The organism is Nocardia sp. CA-135398 (assembly GCF_050955845.1).
In the GTDB taxonomy this organism is placed as follows: domain Bacteria; phylum Actinomycetota; class Actinomycetes; order Mycobacteriales; family Mycobacteriaceae; genus Nocardia.
Window position 1 is genome coordinate 2,878,081 of the sequence record NZ_CP192084.1, and the last position, 24,103, is coordinate 2,902,183.

At 64.3% G+C, this 24,103-nt stretch carries 1 protein-coding gene (cut by a window edge); it reads right to left on the bottom strand.

The genetic code is table 11. From position 1 onward, the window contains the following. A protein-coding gene (locus tag ACQP1T_RS12725; protein WP_433760176.1) for an MFS transporter crosses the window boundary here: on the bottom strand, positions 1-24,103 show its 3' portion. 16,625 nt of this gene lie beyond the right edge of the window; the window shows 24,103 of its 40,728 coding nt (coding positions 16,626-40,728); its start codon lies off the right edge, out of view — the gene reads right to left on this strand; its stop codon occupies positions 1-3.

The following is a 24,103-nucleotide window of genomic DNA, read 5'->3' on the forward strand; positions in this document are numbered from 1 at the left end:
TCAGGACGGGTTTTTCGGGTGTCGTTGCAGCCACTCATCGAGTTCGGGCTGGTGTAGGCGACCACCGCGGCCCCAGGGCCCTGACCCGAATTCGACCTTGACGGCAGAGATGATGGAATTCATCGCGCGGTGTTCCGGAGCGGTGGTCATGCGCATTACCTCGGTGCCGACGGTGGAAACCCGGACAGTATCCATCGCGGGCCAGAAACGGTACGGCCAGAAGGTGAACACCTCCGGGGTACCGTCCGCGCCCAGTCGTCCGGTCGCCACCGCCACATGGTCGAATCTGTTGAAGTAGACCAGGTCGCCGCGACGAGGCTGTGGCCCGTTGGGCTCCAGATAGCTGTGCGATCCAAGCGGCGCGAGCGACATCGAGTGCACCCCGTGCGGCGACACGGCCATCTCGGCCAGGCGCATGTGCTGATCCAGGTCGTCATCGTCGATCTCCGAATTGTCCGACCACATCGGCGAGCCGCCGATGGGCATGGCGATCTGGTCGTTCCACCATTCGAATCCGATATAGGACCGCAGATAGTCCCGATCGAGGACTCCACCGAGAAGGCCGCCGTACAGCGCCAGTTTGATGCAGTTCAAGCCGTTCGCGATATTGATCGCCGGGGGAGCCGAAGGTGCCGCAGACATCGCCCATCGGTCGAATTGGTGAAAGCGCACCGGGAGTTTCGCGGTGGCCCACAGCGCTTGCTTTCCGAGCAGTTGGGTTTCGATGGCGTCGGCAACCAACGCTCCCGCCTGCGCGGGGTCGAGCTCATCGGGCCGTGCGATGACCGACAGCTGTTGTACCGACGTGGCCAGTGCATCGGCTCGAATCGGCAACCCGGCCGCGCCGAACTTGGCCGCCGCCTGCTCCAGTTCCGCGATCAGGACCATTCGGCCCTCGAACCCCAATGCGTTTGTCGCCGCGAGAAATTCCTGAACCTTGTCCGCATCCTCGAGATGCTCCCGGTACTCCCCGGACAACACCGCCTCGGCAGCGAACGGCAACGATGCCGTCTTCTCCCGCAACGTATTCCACGCCTGCTCCCGCACCCGGCCCGCCACCTGCCGCAGCTGCTGCACCAGCCACTGCGGATCGGCCGGAGAGCCCGGCGATTTGGCTGTGGCGGATCCATCGGGTGGGACGAATGCGTGTCCCTCGGGGTTGGGGCCGATGGCGTTGATTACCGGGTCGAGGTGTCCGGGGGTGCGTCGTCTGCGATGTTTCGGGGCAGGGAGGCCGAATACCGCGGGGTCGATGCCGCCGTCGAAATGCAGCTCCGGTCCGTGGGGGTCGCCGAGCCCAGGCGCGCCCGCGGTGCCCCGCAGCTGCTCCGGTTCCTGCCGAACGCGCTGCTGGCCTGCCACCGGTCCGCTGGGAGCATCGTCAACAGGTAATTCGATTGTCGTACTCTGGATTTCGCCGTCGAAGCGCGCCTGCCATTGCGCGTCGGTCTCGCCATTGGGATCGGGGTAGTGCGCGCCTTCCGCCAAATCCGTGAGTCGCAGCGACAGGTTATCCAGGTATGCATCTATCAATTCGACGCGAGTGCCGTCGACCGGCTCGTCGGTTTCCCAGGTGAAGTCGAGCTCGTCGGCGCTCACCTCGTTCAACTGCGCGTGCAGGTGCAGTTTGACCAGTCCGTCCAACGTGTCTACGTCGCCGAGCATTACGGGGTCGGGGTTATCGGTGTATGTCTGGCGCAGCTCGGCCACCGCGCTACGCCATTCGCGTGGTGTCCGGGCGTCGTGCGGGTATGGCAGGCCGAGCCGGTCGGCCAGATCGTCGCGAAGCTGTTCGAGAATCCGCAGCACCTCGATGGGTTCACGCGTGGGCGGCGTGGTGTCCTCGGCCTCTTCCATGATCTGCTCGAGGATTCCGATTACCCGCAGGTACCAGTCCCACTGGCGTCGCTCGCCGTACTCGGATTCGGAGGCTCGGATTCGTTCGCGGATGGCCTCCAATTCTGTGCTCGGGAAATGATGCTTACGGAATACATTCAAGCCGTGTTCTATTGCCATGAAATGGTCGCTGAACCCCTGTGGTTTCGGCCACGGCTCCTGGTAGGCGTTGCTGTTGTCGATTGGCACTATATGGAACCCGTGCGCGAGCAGCCAATTTTTACCCTCATGTCGATCCCAAGGGCGAATCAGCATGTCGCCCAACCCCTGCCGCAATGCGGCAGGGGTTGGAAAAAATTCGCGCCAGCCGTCTTTCCCGTGCCAGAACAGCGCGTTCGCGGGAATCCCCGGCATGTATTCCACCATCAGCGTGAGACCATCCGGGAGGCGCAGCACCTGTGGGGCCCGTGTTCCGACATCCCGGAGCGTCCGCGCGGCCAATTGCTCGGCATCGGCATGCTTGAATTCCCGGACCTTCTTCTGGACCGCCATATAACCGTTCCGGTAGAGGATCAAGTAGACCGATCTCGACGAGGTGGGATGGTCCTCGGTCTGCAGACGTATACGCGCGATCTCACCCGAGGCTTCCGCCTCGGCCAACTTCTCGGCGAATGATCGCTCATCGGCGAGGTCGTTCAGCCACATCTTGGCGTCACGGTCGGCCTGGCGAGTGTCCGGTCGGTTGACGTAGTACTGGATCGCCGGTTCCGGCTCGTCGTGCTCCCCGGACACCGCACGCACAGTCAGCTGGGCATTCTCGTCGATCGATACTTGCAGGTACTGGATCGGAATCCCTTCGCGCGCCAGCCTTTCCCGCAACCCCGGTATCAGCTCGTCCGCGAGCTTATGTTGACCGAGCAGTGGCGACGCGACTACAAGGCCCTGGCCCGGCACCACCCCGAATCCCTCGATCCGATGATTGTCGTCATCCAGGATCGGTTCCGCGCCGAGGGCCGTCAGCACGTCCCGGGCCGCCAGCACCGCCACCGCCGTCCGCACCTCGTGCACATAGTTACGGGCGTTCTTGATGTGCGGTTTCAGCAATCGGAAATGCTCGGTCGCCTTGGGGACCAGCTGCAACGCTTCGTCGCGCAGCACCAGCGTCGCGAACCCGTCGACAACGAGCCCCCGCAACGCCGTATCGAATCGCCGACTCTGCCTGGCCTGCAGATCGTGGATCACCTGCTCGACGTCTTCGACGTCCTTGCGATGCGCGTGCTCGGTTTTCATCCCGGCATCACGAGCCGGTCGCAGTGCTTCCGCGGCCACTTCCGCGGCCTCGCTCTCGGCGGTCTCGAGCGCCCGCGCCAGCTCCGGTGCCAACTCCAGTCGGGTGGCAATGTCCGGCTGATCGGGTTGGGCCGGGGGCGCGACATCGCCGGGAGTGGCCTGAGCCCGCGGTGACGCTGTTGGAGGCTCGGCTGCGTCTTGCCCCCATTCCTGGCCGGTGTGCGGATCATGATGGAAAGCGACTCCGCCGTCAGGGATTCCGGCGAATCCCGGTCCGCCCATGCGTGGTCGGCGGGGTCCGCGTCGTGCGGGTAGATCGAGTGCGGATCGTTGGTCGAACTCGTGGAAGGGGACTATGGGTCCTGGCGGGGTAGTGCCGCCCGCGCCGCGCGGCTTCGCGGCCTTGCCCGGCTCGGTGGAGGTGGTCCGGGTCTCGCTACCAGCCGGAGGCTCGGTGTGCACCGGATTGCCCTCGGCTGAAGCCGGAGCGGCCGACTCTGTCGGCGGTTCGGCTTGTCGGCCGGGTAGGCCGAATGCGTGTCCCTCGGGGTTGGGGCCGATGGCATTGACGACCGGGTTGAGGTGGGGAGCAAGTCGTCTGCGGTGTTTCGGGGAGGGGAGGTCGAGTACCGCGGGGTCTAAGCTGCCGTCGAAGTGCAGCTCTGGTCCTTGTGGGTCGCCGAGTCCGGGCATACCCGCGGTGCCGGTGATGGCTTGGCGGCGGGTTTCGGTCCGGCGCGCCGCCAGTTCATTCGGGGCAGTCGTGTCGGGTCGGTCACTGGGATCGCCCGACATCGGTTGGGCGGATGGGCGATCCGCGTTCGGGACGCCTGTGGTAACGGAAAGTTGTGCCCTCGTAGCGGAATTCGCCTCATGTGCCGCGGGTGTGTGCGTTGGCGACGATCCGATCAGGTTATCGATGAACGGCACGGCGATGGTGGCGCCCCGCGGGGCGCGCTGCTGGACGGCATCGGTGACATCGCGGATGTACGCCGGCGTCTCAGGGAGTCCGCGACGGTGCAGGTACCGGCCGAAATCGTGCTCTCCGGCCAGCAGGTCTCGCACAGTCGAGACGAATTGTCGGAGTGCTCGCTCCTCGCTCGACAACGCGTCGCTTCGGTCCGTGTGCACTCGGAGGGCTTGGCGGAGTAGATCGGGCGCGGAATCGAAGGGCGCCGCAAGCATTTCCGCGACGATCGTCGCGAACCACTGGCCGATCCGATCCTCGGCTGATGTCGCGCCGTCGAAGCTCGCCCGTATCTCCTGAGCTGTGTCGAGCAGGTAGGGCTCGACAACCTTGTTCAAGTAATTCTCGTCGACCGTCCGGCAGGCGAGATGGTCTTCATAGAGGGTATCGGCAACCTCTCGAGTGAGCAGGTATGCCGGTGATTGGCGCTCGAGCAAGCGACAGCCCGGGAAGTGCAGTCCGAACACGCCGCCACGCAGGATCTGGTTCCAGTGTGCGTGTCGGGCGGACGTCAGCAGGGGCGGCCCCATCCACTCGTGTTCTTCGGGGAGCAGCGGTCTGGGAGCGACCAACAACGTATAGGGATATTGCGGAAGTTCGTCGAGCGACAGCTCGCGGGCAATCCGGGCGATGACGTTGGACAATCCAGCCGCGTTTTGGGTCTGAAATTTCCAGATCGGGATCAGCACACCGGGCAGCTTCTGCCGATACTGCACGATCAGCAGCGCGCCCGGCTCTGAATTCGGCAGGCCCACTTGCGCTGCCGCCTCCAATGCGGCCCCGGTGACCGCGGCGAGCGCGCTCAACCGGGCACTCCGCTCCGCCAACCAGGACAGCTCCCAGGCTCGCTGTTCCGGGCTATCGATCCAGGCCCGCCCCCGCGGCTCGCCAGCCGCGGGCTCCGGCAGACTTTCGGCGTAGTCGAAGCCGTAGGCGCGCAACTGCGCCCTCAGCGCAGCAGATTCCGAAGGCACAGATTTGGTCGGCTCAGCCGAGACCGTTGTTCGCGGCTGCTCGTCACGCAGCGACTGATCGACTATCGCGCGGACCTGCTCGTCGCTCTCGGGCCGGGGTCCGTCGGTTTCGATGCCGAGTGCCCGCTCCCTGTCACGTATTTCGGCGTCGACGAAAGCCGCTATGCCGGAACGGTTCTCGTTCGTAGCCGGGGTACTGCGGTGCGGGCCGCCGAGATGGCTGTTCTCCTCGGACACGTATGCGGCCAGCTCCCGGCAGTTCGCACAGGTCTCGAGATGGGCGGCGGCTTTGGCCGCGGCCCGCTTCCGCAGACCGTTGCGTGCCCATGCGCCAAGGTTTTCCACTGTGGCGCGGCACGCCTCGGTGGTGGTCTGTTTCAGATGCATCTGCAGGTACATCTGGCGCAGGTGCTCTCGTGCCCGGAAGGCGGCCGCCGCAGTGGCATTCGCGTTGGAGCCGAGCAGTTCGGCTGTCGCTGGCTTGGTCAGGTCCTGAATCTCGGTGTGCCACAACACGGTTTGCATGGATTCGGGCAAAGCGTTCAATGCCCGTGCTGCCATGGATCTTTCGAGGCCTGCCACCGCTGTGTCGGTGAACGGCTCGGCCACGTCGTAGTCGCTCATGTCGTCGGCGAGCACCAGACGCGTGTCGGGGCGGAATTGTCCGGTGTTCACGGAATGATAAATGGCGGTGAGCAGGTACTGACGGAAGTCCCACGAAGGCCCGCGGCCATTGCGCAGCGTCGCGAACACCCTGGTGAATGCTTCGGACACAACGTCGTCCACGAGGTCGGCCGGGGTTTCGAGACGTATTGCCGCCCTGCGTGCCGTGGCGACGTTGCGCTCATACAACTCGCCGTAAGCATCCACGTCACCGGCTCGCACGGCGGCGACGAGTTCGGTCGTGTTGCGGCGTCGAGACGGGTCGGATCGTGCGGGTTCTTCGGCGTCGGTGCGTTCCGACGCGACACCGGGCTCCTCAGGTGCGAACGCATCGCTGGTTTCCTCGACGGCGTGATCCTCGTGCTGTACCGCGATTGCGGTGACAACGACCTCGCCGACATGGAAGCGGCCGGAAACTGCGGGGGATGAAGGGGCGGATGGCACCGCGTCGTCGGGGAGCCTTGCCTCGAACGTGCCGGTCTCGGCGTTGGCGGCGCCGGGATGGATCGTCACCTCCACCTGGTTGTGCTGCAGGTCGTGTCCGGTGATTCGGGCGTACAGGTCGAGGACGTTGTCCTTGGCGCAGGCCATCACTTGATCCCAGTGTGTTCCCGTGTGGGCCAGACTGAGGTCCCGCAAGCGGGTACGTTCCTCGGGTTGCGTCATACCGATCAGCACGTTGGTGCGAACGCCGACATGATCCTTGGCGGCGATGTTGATGGCCAGGAAGTCTTCGGCGTCGGCAAGGGCGACGGCGGTGTAGTTCTCGGTTCGAACGGTTGTCCCGATCAGTCCTTCCGGCCATTGCGGTTCGCCGCCTGCCCCCACGGATATCGGTGCATCGCCCAGACCACGAGCGTCGAGTACTTGTTCGGCGCACAACCGCAGGTTCAGCGCCGAGCTGTGCTCATTCCCGAGGATCTCGGCAACATCCACCTCGGGAGGTAGTACCTGCCGGATCAGGTTCGGCCGCGCTGCTGATTCCGCCTTGTCAGCGGGTGGTCCTTGGATTTTGTGTGGGTGTCGGCGTCGGAGGTGTCGGTGGGTGGGGAGTGGTCGGTGGGTGTCGGGGGCGGGGACGGGGGTGCCATTGGCGCTGAAGAGTGCGAAGACTGCTGTGATGTCTTCGTAGGTGTGTTGCCATTTGTTTTGGCCGTTTTCGTCGCCGTCGTAGTTGCGGACGCGGGGGATGGGGATGTCTTGGTTCTGTGCTGCGGCGGGAGCTGAGGGATGTGTTTCGGGGTTGGGTTGGTTGTCGGGTTTGTTGTTGTCGGTTTTTTTGATGAGGGTGTCGAAGACTAGGACTTGGTTGTTGTCGGGGTTTGGGTCTTTTCCTTCGGTGTGGACGAAGGTGAAAATGTGTGCGTCTTTGCCGTTGTCGACGACGAGGTCGGCTCTGTCGATGCCGTTTCGTTTGGTGCGGACGGTTTCGGCGACTTGGGTGAAGCGTGGGTCGCCGTCGTATTCGATGGGTTGGAGTTTGGCTTGCAGGGTGGTTTCGATGGGTTTCCAGTTTTTGTTGGAGTTCCATTTGCGGTCGTTGGGGTCGGGTTCGGGTGAGCCGTCGTTGATGAGTGTCAGGGCTCGGTCGACGTCGGCGAAATGGATGGCGCAGTTTCGGATGACTGCGGGGTCGAGGGCGGGGGTGTCCGGGTCTGCGTGCTCGGTCGAGCCGTCACCGGCCGGTTCATTTTTGCGAGTAGTCCTGTCACGCGTGAGGTGTGCGAGGACGGCGGAGGCAGATGCCGAGGCGCCCATCAGGGCCGCGTTCGTCACGCCGGTCGCAGTACCGCCTGCCCGCTCCAACTGAAGACCACCGAATGCGCTGCCGAGCATTCCGCTTACTGCACCCACCATTGAGGCTGCGGCGCCTGATTTACCGATCATCTCCATGGGAACTACGTCTTGCTGATACTCGAGAATCTTCTGATTGCTCAACATCATCAACAAACCGGTGGCAACCGAGGTCGGCCAAATGGTCCATGGGTTGGTAGTAGTCGCGTACTCGGCCATAAGCCCGCCGAATGACGTCAGCATGAGCGGATGCATCCATTTCACGCTGATGCGGTCCATGAACCGCTTTCGGGTCGCCGGTACCGCCGCGAGCAGGACTCCCGTACTGGTGCCGGAGAGCAGCAGTCCGGTCGTCGTCGCGGAATAGCCTGCGGTGTTGATGAGTTCGGCCATCTGCACCCCGCCGGAAAAGAGCGCGAAGGTCGACGGGATCAGCAGCCAGGTAGCACCGTGCAGGTAGGGGTCTTTCGCCAGGGCGCGGAAGCCATCGAGCAGGCGCTGTTCGGTCGGCGGCGTCGGCAGAGAGGGAAGCTTGCTCAGCGTCCGCGAAGTCACCGCGTAGGAAGCGGCGTCGGCAAAGAAGGGAATCGCCGATGAGATGTGTTCGAGAATGGGAAAACTGAACTTGCCGAACGTTCCGGCCGCCTGACGCTCCAGCAGTGTCAGGGTTATCGCGGCCTTCTTCTGTTCCGCCGTTTCGGCCAGCTTTCGGCCGTAGACCGTCGAGCTCACCCCGGCGATGGTGTCGCTCGCCGCGACGACAACCGCCGAGCCGATGACGGCCTGCAACGCGCCTGGCAGACCGGCGAGTAGCCAGCCACCGGCGACCCCCGTGACCGCGAGTCCGAACGCCGACGCCTTGCGCAAGACGTCGCGGGCGTCCCGGTCCGCGAGCTGTCCGGCCGGGATGTACGCGACCACTGCGGCCGCTTGGGTCGCGGCTGTCGCGAGGCCGGTCAATTGCGCGGAGTCGCTCATTTCGAATACCAGCGGTGCAACGACGCTCATCAGCCCAGCGCTGCCCATGGCGGAGATGCCGGTGCCGGTGTAGAGCAGGGCCAGATTCTTGTTCTCGGGCCGCGGGGCTTTGCTGCGGATCCATTGCAGGAAGCCGGTTTTCGATGACGCCGCAGTTCCGTCGGGCGGCGTGGTTTCACCGGGCTGCTCGGTGGCTGGGGTAGGCTCGGATTCGTCGTCTCCGGAGGCTGCGCGGCCGAAACCGCCACCGTCGATGTGGACTATTCCGAGTTCCTCGATCCGTCTCTTTCCGCGTATCGGTTTGCGGCCGGGGTTGAGGGGGCTACCGAGGTCGCCGAAGATGTCGTCGTCCGGGTTGGGGACGATATGGAAGTCGTGCGGGAGGTGTGCGGGGCGACGCTGTGCGGCGGATTCGGCGTCGACGGCCGCTGTGTGCGCTGTGTCGTTCGGAATTCGAAGCTCGAACCATGATGCTTGATTCCACCCGTCGACGGGACGCCTGAAGAATTCCACGCCGGACCGCATCGGAGGCGAATCACCCTCGGTCGCAATAGGTTCGGGCGCAGCGGCGACATGTCCGGTGGTCGTTTCGAGCAGCGTGACACGCACGAGCTCATCCGTCGTTTCGACGGTGACATGGAGTTTGCCGAGGCGCCGCCGCAGAGCCTCTCCAACAGCCTCGCTCAATGTGGCACAGGCCGCATCGACCAGGCGCGAAGGCAAGCCGACAAGTTGTTGGGCGAGCCAGTCCGCAGCCTCGGCGAAAGCATCTGGGGTCCAGTGCTCGTATGCTTCGGCGCGCACTACATGTTCCGCGCCCTGCGTCGATAGGGCGGCTTCCCGGGGACCGTGTGCCTGTTCCGGCCGCAGGTTCTCGGTGGGTGGAGCGGTGCTGTCTTCGGCCCACGAGACGCCCGACTCTGCCAACCAGGCGGTCAGTTTCTCGTGCACGACGGCCAACGCCGGCACGGCACGTTCCTCGTCGCGCCCCAGGTCCAATGCACCGCGTCGGAACGTGAATGTGTCTCCGTGCTGGATCAATTCGAAAGTGACCAACACAGGATCACATCGCGGCACAGTGACGAGCAACCGCACCGACATACCGTCGTTTGTCACCTCGAAACCCGCGAGATCAACGCCGAAGGCGACCCCGCGGCTACCGGTCTGTGGGGCGATACCGAAGCCTGCGAACAGCAGATGGGCATCGCGGCCGCGGTCGCGCCACAGGTCGGCGGCCGTCATCCGACTCGCCAGGCCGCGCCACATCAGGCCCTGGTGGTCACCGGCGACGTCATCGACTCGCACTCGGGAGAGGTCCGCGCCTGCTTCGAGCAACGCGTCGAGGATCTGCGCGGGATTCATCGGGTCGGTTGTCTCCCCGAGATTGAGCATTTGCAGGTCGAGCTCGCTGATAGGGCCGATGACCGACCAGCTTCCAAGGCCGCTCACCTCGTTGAGCGCGCCACCGCGCGCTAGGAATGTGGCGAGCAGTTCTTCCGGCCAGCCGTTCTCCGAGGTGACGAAATCGCCAGCCGACGTCAGCAGGAAGGCCGCACCCGAGTTGGAGGTCGTGCGAAAGCGTTGATCATCGGGGCCGAGGAGCCAGCCGCGAGAATCGATCGTCGGCCACACGAGATCGACGTTCGTATCGCTACCAGCCGACGGGGCGGGCGAGGCTATCGTCTGGTAGCGGGCTCGGCTCGGAGTAACCGTCTCTGAACCGGGACCGGGTGCGGAAGAGATGACGGGCGTGGATTCCCGGTCCAGACTGAATTCCTCGACTACGACGTCTGATTCCGCGAGCCAAGGAGCTACCCGCTCGGTGTGGAACTTCTCGACCGCTGCGGCAAAGTTTTCCGGGTCCGTACCGGGGGCCACATTGATGTAACGCGCGGTCTTGGCACCGTTCGCGCGGTCGAGAACCAGCGTGAGTTGGCCCTCCCAGTCGAAAACCGAACCCACCGAAAGTGTGATGGCGAGCCCGTCCGTCGTGGCTTCCCATCGCTCGACATTCACCCAGAATTCGACGTCGCCGCCTTTGAACATCGTGGCGTCGGCTTCCACCACCGTTGCTTTCATGCCGCGTCGATCGATCAGTTGGTCGAAGCTCGGTACGCCGAGAGGTCGGACCTTGCGCCATAGCTCGCCTTGAAGGTCATCGTCGAATTCGATCGTCGAGAGATTCATGTGCATGGCGAATTCGAACTTGCACTGGGTGATGAACTTCGGATGCTTGTTGGCTTCCGGCAGCATCAGGCTCCCAGGGGTGACCCGGGTCGTCTCGCCGTCGGTCAGGTACCAGTGCCCGAAAGCGTATGGAAAGTGCCCGGATTCGGCGTAGGAGCTGTGCAGCATGAAGTGTTTCGCCGGGAAGCGGGCCGTGCGCTTTCCCGCCGGTGCGAAGTAGAAGACTGCGCCATCCGGGCCCGTGCTGAACGCCACCCCGTTCTCATCGCGAACCACGCCGTGCTCGTCGAAGTCGACAGCATGCGCGATATTCGCGGCCACGTCCGGATGGTAGGGGAGGTCACCGTCCAGGTCCGCCAGTTGGTATCGCGGCTCGGGCGCGGAGCGGGGTGCGGTCTGCTGGTCGACCACCAGGTCGTCGACGCGATCCGATTCGACAGGAGGCGGATTCTCGTTGTCGGCAGCGGTAGCTTCCGGTGTGTCTGCATCGAGAGAAATAAATCCCCGGCGCGCCGCCTCAACGGTCGTCGCGGCCCGGCCATCGGTGCGGAATTCCTGCGCCGCATGCCGCATGGTTGTCCGTACGAAACCGAGCGAAACGCCTAGGTGGACAGCGATGTCCCGGTAGTGCCAATCCTGCGCGGCCAGTTCGAGCACTGCGATTTCCTGCTCGGTAAACCTATCGCGGTCGTCCGCCTGATCGGCGGGACTCTCAGTGGCGGAGGATGTTTCGGCCGCATCGGCGCGTCCGCCTTCCGGGTCCGGCGTGGGGTCGTCCGCGAGCATCGCAGCGACGCGCGCCCACAATGCGGTTCGGGCATCCGGTGTGGAGGATGACCCACTGCTGGTGTCCGGCATCCGGAAGGGGCGCGTCGCCTCGAGCAGGGCCGCTCGGTCCGGGGCACCGAGCTTGCCCACCAGGCTGTCGAGGTCCTTGCGTACCGTGTTGTCCGATACGCCGATTGCTTTCCCGATTGCCTTGAACGACAACCCTTCCGCGGCGAGCCGAAGTACATTTCGCTCACGGTCGGTCGGCTCGGTCCGGGTGGCGTCCGCGGTCTTTGCGTTCGCGGCGCTGTGTTCATCCATTTTAGTTCGGAAGTCCCGCACTGTGTCCGGGGAGACCGTCGGCGAATCGTTGTCGGCCGTATCTGCAATGGTCTCGGCCACAACGCGAAGCATGTCCAGCTGGCTGGGGGACAGCTCGATGAGATTCGTCGGCGCCTCGGTCGAAGCGGGATCGCCCACCGGCGGTGTTGCTGGTACCGCGTCGCCGGTCCCGAACTTGTCGGCCAGCTGCGCAAGTAACCGGTCGACCTGGCTCGGCGACATGCCGAGCACTGCCCCGATCGTCTCGCGCGACTGTCCCTGCGCGACCAAGCGGACGATGTGAGCTTCGCCGACACGTTGGTCGAACAACCGCATGGCCGCCAGGATTTCGGTGTCCGACCTACCCTCGGCGACCAGTCGAAGTACCTCGGCCTCGCGCTCCGAGGGTGTGGGCGGTGTTACTCGACCGCCTGGTGTTGACTGATCGGTGCTTTCCTCGGTCGACGAATCAACTGTGGCCGAGGGCAATTCGAGCAGTTTCATCCGTCGCTGATCGGCGGCGGCCACGGTCTCCGGTGAATGCGTCATATCCATCGCGAGCACCTCCGATGGGTACGCCCGGATCAGCGCTGCTCGCTCGGCCGGAGTCAGCTGCAGCGTCCACCACGACTCGATGTCGGTCCCGGGCGGGCGCATATCGGGGTCGGTCAGCCATTCGGGTGTGGCCTGCGGTCCGAGCTTCAGCAAGGCGTGTGCCCACAGGAGGCCTTGATCGGCGAGGAAGGATTCTATATCGGGATTCAGTCCGATCAGTCGGCGCAATGACTCCGCGAGATTTGTTTCTACCGTAGCAAAGACATTGTCGATGATGAAGTTTCCGGCCTCGGGCGTAAGTCCATCCTGTTCTTCGAGGATCGGATCAATATGTTGCGCGAAGACCATCAGGGCGAGCATATCGCTCAGCAGATACGACCAGTATTGTCCGAAGTATGTACCGAAACCGCCCATGTGAGCGAATATGTGACGGAACCACTGGGACGGGTAGAGCTTCCCGAACTCGCGGAAGCCGAGTCCGAACTCCGCCAGAGCGGCCTCTTCGAAAGCGTCTACCACTACCGAAGGATCCTCGCCGTAGGGCGAAGAGGGCACGTCCTGGGATGGTAGGGAACTCCACGCCAGATCGACGACGGCACCTGCCATTCGAAAAACTGTGGCAACGCCGCGGTAGGCCGTCGTCCATTCGTCCAGCTTTTCGATCATCTCCGCTGGAAGCGCCTCGCCGCTGTCGTAATGCACGGCGTATTCAGCCATCACATCCGGATGCTTCCGGAATCGCTGGAATACCTTGGCGACAAACTCGAGCCAAGCGAAAACCAAGTGACGGTTGGCTGGATTGTAGGTGCCCTCACTGAGCATGAAATGGAATGCATGCCCGAACTCGTGGAATAGGGCGTCCGCCTCGAACTGGCTGAGCAGTACTGGTCCACCGTCGAGTGGCTTGTCGATGTTCAGGTGAACGCTCACCAGCGGGGTCTGGCCGGTCGGTGTGAACTTGAGCCGGACCGGGTCGGTCCATTCTCCGCCGTTCTTGCCCTCGCGCGAATAGGGATCGAAGTAAATGTGCCCGAGCCACTGCCCCTGCTTGTGGATCACCGCGAATACTCGCGCGTCTTCGTGCCATACCGGAGGCTTATCAGCTCCGTTGAGCTCGGTGATATCGAGGCGAAACAGCTTTCGAGCGACAAAGAACACGCCATTGTCCAGCACGCGATCCAGTTCGTGGTACTCGCGGAGTTCTTCCTCGTCCATCCCGACGCGCTCGCGGAGCAGGGATTGTGTTGCGTGCATCGAATCCCACGGTTTCGCCTCCGCCACGCCGAGCGCCTCGGCGAATTGCCGCAGTTCACTGCGGGCTGCCGTCGTCACTGCAGGCGCAATAGCGTGCAGGATTTCTTTTATCGTTTCGACGGAATCGAAAATCCCCGAAGATATGATGTATTCCGCATAGTTCTGGTACCCGATCATTTTGGCGCGTTCGCCGAATGCCTTGGCCTGATCCAACACGTTCTGCGAGTTGTCGTGCTCTCCGCCGACGCATAAGGTCGAGACCTTCTCGTAAACCTGTTGCCGCATCGCGCGATCTGTCAGCCACGCCAGATCCGGGTGCCATACACCGCTGATTCCGGCGGGCTTGGACAGCGAGTAACCGCCGTTCTCCCCAGCGCGAGATCTGGCATTGTCGATTTTGTCGGCAGGCAGACCGTTCAACCTATCGACATCGGCCACGTGGATCTCGAAGGCGTCGACCGCGTTGATCTGGTTCGCCTTGTATTCGGCCTGAAGTCTGGACACCTGATTATCGATTTCGAGGAGTCTCGGCTTCTCCCACGACTCGAGATATGCTCCGGCGTATTTGAGTCGCTTTTCCATATGCAACACAAACCACCGGTCACGCGGGCTAAGTTCCAGGCCGTAGAGGCTTGCGTGCATTTGGGAAAAGAGGGACAGCAATGGCCTGCTACTCAGGATCTTTCTATCATGGGTGGTATTCAGCCTCGCGATCTCAGATTCCAGAGATGCGGTTTCGGAATCCCGGTCCACTGCCGCTTTCTGCGAGAAAAGCAGCTTCACCGCGCCGAGTAGCAGGCCGGACTCGGCAAATCGGCGCAGGGTATCCGCAGGCGTTGGACCCGGGTTCGCGATGATGTCATCGACCGCGTCGAGCTGCGCTTGCATCGCGAATTCGAAAACGGGCGGAAAATGCCGCGCTTCCATGCGGTCGAAGGCCGGATTTCCGGCCGGGTCCAAGACCGCCGCGAGCACGGGATTGGCCTCAGGGTCGAGATCGGCCGGTCCCGGACCTGTGGCACCGCCGCCGGAGCCGACGCCGCTGTCGGCCGGGGAATCCGCTGGGGTGCCAGGGGCTTCCGCCGCGGATTCGGCGGTGACTGGCTGCGTACCGCGGCGCAGCTGTTTCGGGTTGTTCCACGGCACACGGTCACGGTCACCGAGAATCTCGTCGTTATCGATGTGGCCCAAGCCCTGATTGAAGAGGTGCTTCGGCCGGTTCAAACCCGCGGCGCGGTGGGGTTTGTCCACAAAGGGGTTGTGGCCTGGGTGATGGAAGGCCATTTCGGCGGGGGGTGTGTCATCCGTAGTCGCGCTGGGTGCTGGGCTCGTGCCGGTCTGGGGGGCTCGGGCTTTTCCGGGTGCGAGTGGGGCAGCGCTCGGCGGTTCGGCGGCCGGTTGTGGTGTGGCGGTGCCGCTGTCATTCCGCCTCGCGGCGGACGGCGCGATCTCCGCGGTTCCGGAACTGCTTGCCGCCGATGGTTGTCGCGGACCGATTATCCGTGGCTCGTCCGGCTGGTCGGATTCGTCAGCCGTCGCCGAGCGGGGCTGATCTGGGGTTGATTCAGACGGTGTGTCTTCGGTGCCGCGTTCGGCGCTCATCCGAATCCGGAAGTCCGCTACCGCCTCCGGGGAAATTGTCGTCGAATTACCGTCGGCCGTATCCGGCAGGGTTTCGACGACGACGCGAAGCCTTTCGAGTTGGCGCGGCGACATGCGGGTCGACGTGCGTTCGGCCTCTAGTGGAGCAGGTATCACCTGAACCGGGCCGTTGGTGCCGATCTTCTCGGCCAGTTGGGTGAGGAACCGATCGACACGCCTCGGCGCCATGGCGAGGACGGCCCCCACGGTCGCGCGTGACATGCCGTCCGCGACCAAGCGAAGAGTGTGTGCCTCGACTTCGGTCAGCGCGACCGTGCGGACGTTCGGCGGCACGACCGACTCGGCTGCTGCCTGGTCGGTCCCGCGCGAATCGGTTGCTTCGGATGTGTCGGCGGCTGGCTGTGCGGTGGTATCGCCGGTCTCAGGACCGCTTGCTGCCGAGGGCGATTCGACATCCATTGTGGGTGATGCGCCACGGGGTCCTGCGGTCGACGGGGAAGGTGCTGTTTCGGCATGTGCCTCGCTTTCGGTCAGCTCGGCGGGCGCCGAATCAGTCCGTGTGGGCGCGTCTTGTTGCGGGGCACCGGTTTCTGCTGTGGTCGAGCCGCTCTTTTCACCGCTGCCAGCAGGTCCGGGTACCGGTGTCTCGGAACTGTTCGCGGATGGGATGGGCTTCGCATGCGTCGGGGCCGCGGTACCCGGCTGCGGCGATTGCGTATCCAACACCCCCAACCGCAGCGCCTTCATCAATAGCGGGGTTCGCTTATGCACCCCGAATTCCTCGGCCATGCGCTGTCGGCGGCGGATTACTGTTCTGGTGACGATTCCCAGCTGCGCTCCGATTTCTATGTCGGACAAGCCTTCCGCCATCAGCCGAAGTATTTCGAGTTCCTCGGCGGACAGCCTGACGATCTGCGACTGGATAGGGTTCAGCCTGGTGAGCAACCCTTGGCGCCGTGCCTCCATGACCGTCTGAACCGCACCGGTGGTGCGGAGCTTCGCGGCGGCGTTGGCCTGGTGATTCTTCACGGTCCGCTCATCCACGTGCAGCCTCGCCGCGATCTCGGCATGCGTCAGGCCCTCCTGAAGCAGGTCCAGCACTTCACCCTCACGATCGGTCAGCACTCCGCGATCGGGCGGCGCCGACGGCGGCATCATGCGCGATTGCGGTGACATCGGGAGCTGCGCGTGCACACCATGTCGCTCGGCGACCGCGATGACCAACGTCCGGGCAGCAGTCCATACCGCGCGGGGCTCGGTTGCCGGATCGGGCGGGACATCGGTGCGCCTCGGATCGAATCGATTCAGCAGTTGTCGGCCGTCGGGACCGAGCGCGTGTAGGCGTTGGCGTACCTGCGCAGGATTCGCTCCGGCCAACACTGCCCACAGCGGGTCCGACGGCGCTATCCCGGCACCACGGACTACGAAATTCCCGATTCGGCGCCAGAATTCGGAGTCGAGAAGGTGTCTGTTGAGCAGGTTTCCCGCGTTGCGGGCGACCCATTCTTTGACGGTGCTTGGTTCGTTGATCTGGTCAAGACGTCTGATTGCGTTGGCGCACGCCTCGTCGAAAATTTCCTGGGCCACCCGAGGTTCACGTACGTGCGCCTGAATCCATGGGAATACGTTGCTACCGAAGCATTCCCGAAGCGCCGCGACTGCCTGATCCGGACGGCCTTGCGCGACATGCTCATCGATCAGCAGCCGAATTTGCGCGTCTGACATGTGGTGTACGTCGGCTTGCGCGGGGCTGTTGTCGGATGGGGTCGGGGCTGTCGGCGCCGCCGCGGGCCGAGTACGGCCCCAGGGCGTGGACCTGCTGGACTTGCGGGGTTCGGGGTCCTGCGATGCGGCACTCACGGCGGCGGATCGACGGCTGCTCCACGGTGTTTTCGGAGCCGGCACCACCGATTCCGTTGCGCTGAAACCGGTGACTTCCGGCACCGCGTCGTTATTGCGCACAGCCGCGGAATCATTGGGCGCATCTGTACGGCCGTCTGGAGCGGTCAGCGGCGCTGGCGCTCCGCGTGTTTCGTGCGGCGATTCGGTAGGTTCGGTTGTCGGAGCAGAGGTTCGGGCCTGGCTATGAGTGGGTGGGGTGCTCTCGTCCGGCTCGGGTCGGGACCTCATCGCGTGGATCGCGTTGTCGGCGAGTGGTTCGCCGGGCGTTGCCGTGGGGGCGGTATCGGGGGTGCTGTCGTCGGGCTCGGCCCGGGACCCCATCGGGTGGATCGGGTAGTCCGCGAGTGGTTCGCCAGGGGTTGCCGCCGGGGCGGTATCGGGGTCGAACCGGGGGATGGGCGCAAGGCCGGTGCCGTCTTCATTCGGGACGAAGGCGACCCCGAAGTAGGAGGCACCCGGTTCGTCCGGTGTGCCGCGCTCGTACCGCGTCCACTGTTCTTCGCGCGGACGGTACTCCAGCGGCTCTTCGCGCGGATCGTAACCGACTAGTTCGCGTTCCCAGACATCGCCGCTCTCATCGGTTTTCGTCAGATACATGTGTGCGCCGAGGCCGCCCGGACGGTCGAATACGACCGCGACTCGTGCTCCGGGACCGAGGGCACGATGCAAGTCCGCGGCCTTGTCGCGTGCGGTGCCGTACTGGTCGGCAACGAAACCACCTGGCACCCAGCCCGCGCTCGTCGCCCAGCTGAACGCCTCCGCGTACATTTCGCCGGGCGGGTCCTGATCCGGGCGCCGACGGACCGGCAGGCCCTCGCGTTCGAGCACATCGATCACGTTGGGTGCGCAGTCCTTGGCGTTCGCGCCTTCCAACAGCAGGGCCAGTGCGAAGTCGTCCCAGGACACGGGTGGCCCGTCCGGGCTTCGGAATGCGATCGAGCCGTCGCCGCGCGCCGTCGAATCGGTTTGCGGCTGTGGGGTGTCCAGCAGCAGGCCAGCCAGTTCGGGATCCTGTTTCGCACGCAGTACCAACTCGTCGGCACCTTCGTGCCCGGAGACGAGATGGAAGCCGGGCAGCGGTGGCCGTCCGCCCGGCCGGGTGGCGTAGTGGTCGCGAATCCGCTTGCGTGCCAGAAGATCTTCGGTCAGCGCCGGAAGGGCTTGATCCACACCGGCGCCACCGGTCATGCGCAGCACCCACGCGACGCGTTTTCCGGGATTATCGCGCGCGGCCGCCTCGGCGTCCTGCGCCAGCTGTGCGACCGCGGTGACCACTGTGGCCGTCGTGAGATCCTGATCGAACACCCGAACGTGCACTTCGTCGGCGGCATCGACATCGCCGATGGCGAGTTCCAAATGCGCCGGTATCTCGAAATGTCCTGAGTAGTAGTCCAAGACGTGCACGCGGGGGTGACCGGTCAGACCGGTGGCGAGTTCCGCGGCCGCGGCCATGCCGAGCACCGCCGCCTGCATACGCATCCGCTGGCGAAGGAAATCGGCATGCTGGAATTGGTCGCTGTCCTGCATCTCCCTCGCGAGGCCCAACCGAGCGATCCGGTCGCGCCACCGCGCGGTCAAAGCGCGTTTATCGTCGTGTGGTTGCGGGACCAGCGCCCATTTCTGCTCGCGGTTCAATGAGTCGAAACCCATTATGGCCGCGGTGATCTCGTCGATACCGGCACTTTGGGCGGCGTCGTAGCGCACGGTGGCCAGCTGATCCCATGCGCCGTCGGCGATCAGATCGAGCTCCGGATGCGCGGCGACCCAATCCTTCGGTAGCACCGGCCGCGGCTGTCGCGGCGGGGTGAGCATCTGGTCGGCGAGTGCGCCCAACTGGTCGTCGAGCTGACCAACCTGCTGATCCAAGCGCTGGAATTCGACGCACTCCGGTGTCGCGAGGGCGTTCGGCTGCGCCGGGTCGGTCAGTCCGAGAACGACCAGGTCGGCCGTCGCGCCGATGGCCGCGCGGGCCTCCTCACGCTGTGCCTCGGCCAGACGCCGCTGCTCGGCCAGAACATCGAGTTGACCGCGCTGTCCCGCCAGCTGTCGAGCTTCCTCGGCGGCCGTTGTCTGCGAATGGAGTTCGAGGAATTGCTTCGCGGTCCGGAGTCGGGGGTCGTCGGCCGCCGCGCCGTCGGCCTCCAGGAAGGTGACTACCCAGCTCGCCCAGGCGCCCAGCACCGCCGGGGCGATGCCGAGCTGCCTCGCGAGTTCGGCACCCGCCTCGTCGCGTTGCTGCCGCAGGGCATCGAGGTCGTGTGTTCCCTTCGAATCGGCATGGCGGCGGGCCGCGTCGACCTTGTCGAGCAGCCGAATCTCGGCATCCAGCGCGTTAACTCGTTCGGCTGCCGCCAGCATGTCGCGGTTTGCCTTGAACGACTCGAGATAGGTGCGGGTTATCAGATCGGGCGGCCTCGGTGGGTCGGCGCGCTTGTCGTCATCCAGGCGGGGGGCGGCTTGGGACTGTGCCATCGTGCAGTTCTTGCGAAGGGCGCGCACTACTTCGGAGCCCGACCCCAGGTTTGTCGGATCGAGTCCGTGCTGCGCGGCGAGTCCGTCACGGTGAGCGCGGGCCTGTTCCCGCTGTGCTGCCAGACGCTCGCGGGTAGTCGGCTGTGCACCTGGCCCGCTCGCGCGTGCGCCGGGCGAGTCTTGGGCCGCAGCGGTTCCCGGCTCGCCATCGGCGGAGTTCGCGGGTGCCTGTTCGTTGGGCGCATTGTGGGGTGTCGGCTGCGCGGGTTCCGAGTGGTCGGCTGGGTCCTGGGGATTGCTGGATGTGCTTTCGAGCTTCTCCTTCGGGTGGCTGATATGCAGAAATCCGGGCAGCTGGCGGCGGGCGGGCACGGGCCTGCCCTCGTCGTCTTTGAAGTAAGCAACGAAGGTTTTCTTTTCGCCCTCGTAGTTTTCGGTTTCGTAGAAGGGGTGCCATTTGTTCTCGTCGTTCTCTTCGTCGCTGTACTTCCGCACACGAGGAATATCGTCGTGGGCGTCATCGATAAGGGGGTCGAATATGAGAATGGTGCCTTCGACATTGACGATGACCATGACATGTCCGTCGATGGCGAGGACGGCGGAGTCGATGTCGTTGTCTTCGGCGCGGATGGTTGCGACGACGTGGTCGACCGGGTCGGCGCCCTGGACTTTGAGCCGTCGGAGTTGGGCGCCGATCGTTTCTTCAGTGATTCGCCAGTTGTCTTCGGCGTTCCATCGGGGGTCGGTATCGTCGGGTTCCGGTCCGGTGTCGAGGCCGAGCGCGCGTTGTACGCGACCGACCTGGATGGCGCAGTTCTTGATGACCTCGTGGCTAGGGGTGTCCGGATCCGCGTGCGGAGTAGACTCCTCGCCCGCCTCTACCTCGATGTGGTGTGGTTTGGCCTCGGCCGCAGGTGCGCGTTGCAGCCGCCCCAACCATCCGCGGCCCCCCGTCACGATCCGCGAGAAGACACGGCCTTTTCTGACGAAGAATAAGACGTTGTAGCCAGCCGCGGTGACTCCGCTGATGGTCGCTGCCACCGCGGCAAGCGTGTCGCCGCTGTGCGCGGTCACCCCGGTGCCGCCCATAAGGAGGCCGCCCGCAACCAGGCCAGCAACGGGGGCGGTTCCTTGGAACAGTCTTTTCACACCCTGTACTCCGCCTCGGACCTCCGAGTCGAAGATGTCCCGCTCGTAGGCGGAAGCCCGAGTGCCCATGGTCATCATCACCATCGAGTCCAGGAATGTCGCGGCCGCGATCGCGGCCGGGTCGGTGGTCGCTGCCTCGATCGCGAAGAGTCCGGCCATATTGAACAGTGCTGCCCGGAAAAGGAGGCCGGTATCGACATCGCTGGTCAGCTTTGACAGAAAACCGCTCATCATCCCACCGACCAAGGGTGCGGCGACCGCCGCGCCTTTGGCGAACTCCGATAGGTCGGAGGCCTGGATCACTGTCGTATTGCGGAACCACATCATGGCCCAAGCCGCATTGTTGATCGTAGAAACCGCGGTATAATCTCGGATAAATTTTTCTTTCCACAGAGTCCGTGCGCCTTCACCGATATCCTTGAACAGGCCGCGTGGTTTCTTGAAGGTCTGGGGCGGAAAAGGAATCTTCAATATGTTCAGGAAATTCGTCAAATAGGAGAAGGCATTCACGCCGAATGGTGCTGCGGGCATTACATTGACCACGCTGACGCCGAATACTTTTGCGGCGCCGTCCGCTGTGGATCCGGCGACGTTTCTGAAGCTGTATCCGGTCAGCCCCTGATCCTTGGTGAGGAAATCCCCGAACGATGCGTTGAAGGCGCCCATGTAGTACACGCCCGCAGTAGATTCGATCAGTGCTGCCAGTCCCAGCCCCAGTCCGAGATCGGGTGCGTCCGAGAGGATGAGACCGGTGGCGGTGGCCGCGGCGGCCGCGCCGATTGATTGCGTGTAGAGCATTATCTTTCGCCGGTCCTTGCGGTCGGCGAGAACACCTGCGTGTGGGGCGAGAAGTGTTGTGGCCCACCCTGCCGCACTCATGAGTGCGGCGACGCTCGGTGGTAACCCTTCATTCAACGCGAAGAATGGCAGGGCAGTCGCTGCGGCGCGGGAGCCGAACTCGTTGAAGACCTGGCCGCCCGGTTTGAAAGCCGTCCCCAGCAACAAATGCGCGTATGGTTTGTTGACGGCCAGCAGCTCTCGTGCCGAAATCTTCTTCGTTTTGGATGCCGGATCAATGGATTTCTCTGGCGTGCTGGATGATTCCTCGGAACTGCTTGTGCCCGTGGTGTTTTCGCTATTGCCATCAGGTGTCGACTGCTGCGAGCCGGTCTCCGCTGGTTCGTCCGGGTCTTCAGGGTTCGGTGGTTGGCCGGGGAGGTTGTGGAAGAAGACGCCGCCGTGCTGGAGATGGGCGGGGGCTTTCGGTTTCCCGGGTGCGGGTTTGTTGCCGAAGACCGCGTCGAGTTGTGCCATGGCAGTTCGGTGTTCGGCCACGACGTTGTCGATGATCTCGAGCAGTGGTTGTGCGGCGGTGTCGGTGGCTAGTTGCTCCTGGGCCGCGCGTGCATGAACTCTGGCGGCGAGGTTTCGTGCGATCAGTGGGTTGCCGACCTGAGCCATCAGGAGGTGGTAGACCAGGCTGTCTTCAGCAGGTGCTGCGGGTTGGTCGGAAACGACTGTGGTATCGCCGGAATCCGTTGCGGTATGCGCTGATTCGGGGTCGATGTTCGGATCGGTTTCATCATCGACCCAGAGCCAGTCATCGGCTGTTTCCGAGGTGTCGGGAGTGGGTTCTGTTTCGCTCGTCTCAGGGGGCAGCGTTTCCGTTTCAGCATGCTCGCGCAGGGCGGCGTCGGCGTCGGCAATGACGTCCTCCGCGCCGCGACGGTGCGGCGCTGCGTTGACTTCGCTTTCGGCGGCCGGGGATCGGGGTTCCTCGCCGAGAGCGTCGGCGATCCTACCCAGGACGTCGACCGGCGGGGCAGTGCCAGGTCCACCCGTATCACCGGTGCCCGGACCGGATCCACCCTCATTGCCACCGCCGGCACCGCCTCCATGCGCAGCTAATGGCATTGCGGCCCAGGTGATCGTGAACCCGCCCAGCGACATCGTCCCGGCTCGGCTCGCGCGTCCGGGGCCGACCAGGTTCTGCACGTGCCAGCCGCCCGGCTCGTCGGCGACGCTCGCCCGACTCCGATCCGCCACCGCGACACGGAATTCCAAGCCTTGGGGTGTCATGACGATGGTGCCGGTCAGCAAGGTGGCGTCGTTCGCACCCAGCACCAGGTTGTTCACCAGTTCGATGGTCTGGGACCGCGCCTCCTGCCGGGTTTCGGGTGCGACGGATTCCTCAGGGACCGTATTGAATACGTTCCTACTCAACTCGGCTGCCTGCCCGAGCGCATCCACCGCACCGACACCGGGGGCGAACAGATGTTCCGCGCGCGAGAATGTGTCGGTCCCGCCGAACAATGGGTCGTGTACACCCGGTCCGTCCCCGGCCGACCAGTGCAGATCGGCCAACCACGCGTTGCCGTAGAAGCGCACGGCCGCAGCGGAATTCGGCTCCGTCGCCGTGCGTTGGAACAGCTCGACCAGCGGCAGGATATGTGGGCCACGTGGATCGGGTGCACTCACGGCCAGGGCCCTATTACCCGGTGTTCCGGATACCCGCACCTCCAGTCGCCAGGGCAGACGCTCGTGGACCGTGGCCGCATACTCCGTCACGCGCCGCGAGACCACATGCTCGGCGGCGGCGAGCTGCCCGGAATCGGTCCAACCATGGCGCAGCATCTCGCGCCGAGCTATCTGCCAGAGAGCGGCGGCAGTCGTCTCCGGATCGTCGCTCGGCGTGGCGAAGATATGGGTTTCGCCTCGACCCGCTGGCCGAAGTATTGCTCGCCCGGTGGTTTCGCCACCGTGGTCGAGTTCCAGTGTCAACAATCCCGACTGCGATACCCGCGCCGTGAACACCGTCTCGTCGTTGGTCACCCCGCGTGCGAGGGTTTCCACCAGAGAGTTCGCCTCGGCCCGGTCGCGGCTCCCGCCATGGTCGTAGAACAGGTCCGCGACCATCCGACGGGCCGCCCTGACATGTTGTCGACTCATTTCCACGTCGAGAACTTCGAAATCGACGTCCGGGTCCTCGACGGTCTGCCAGACCGTATCGCGGGCGACGCTGACCGAGTCGTCGATTCGTTCGAAGTCGAGCACCACACGCCGGAGGTCGGGCCATAACACCGCTTGCCACGCGGTGGCTCCCAGCTCCAGCTCCCGCACCAGTTCCGGCGGCAGTTCGGCGTCACCGCGGTGGGTGAGGCTCACCCGAAGTCCGGTGTGCCACTGTTCGACCCGCACCTCGGCCGCTGGGTCGGTGGAGCGCGCGAGCGCGTCGGCGAGCACCGCGCAGACAGTGTCGGCCGCCGCAGTTCGCGCGGCAGCGGGCCACCCGGCCATCACTTCGTCGATCGCCGCTCGGGTCCGCGCTTGTGCCTGTGGATCTCCTACAAGCAGCATCAAGGTTGTCTGCGTGGGCGCTTCGGCGTCCGGA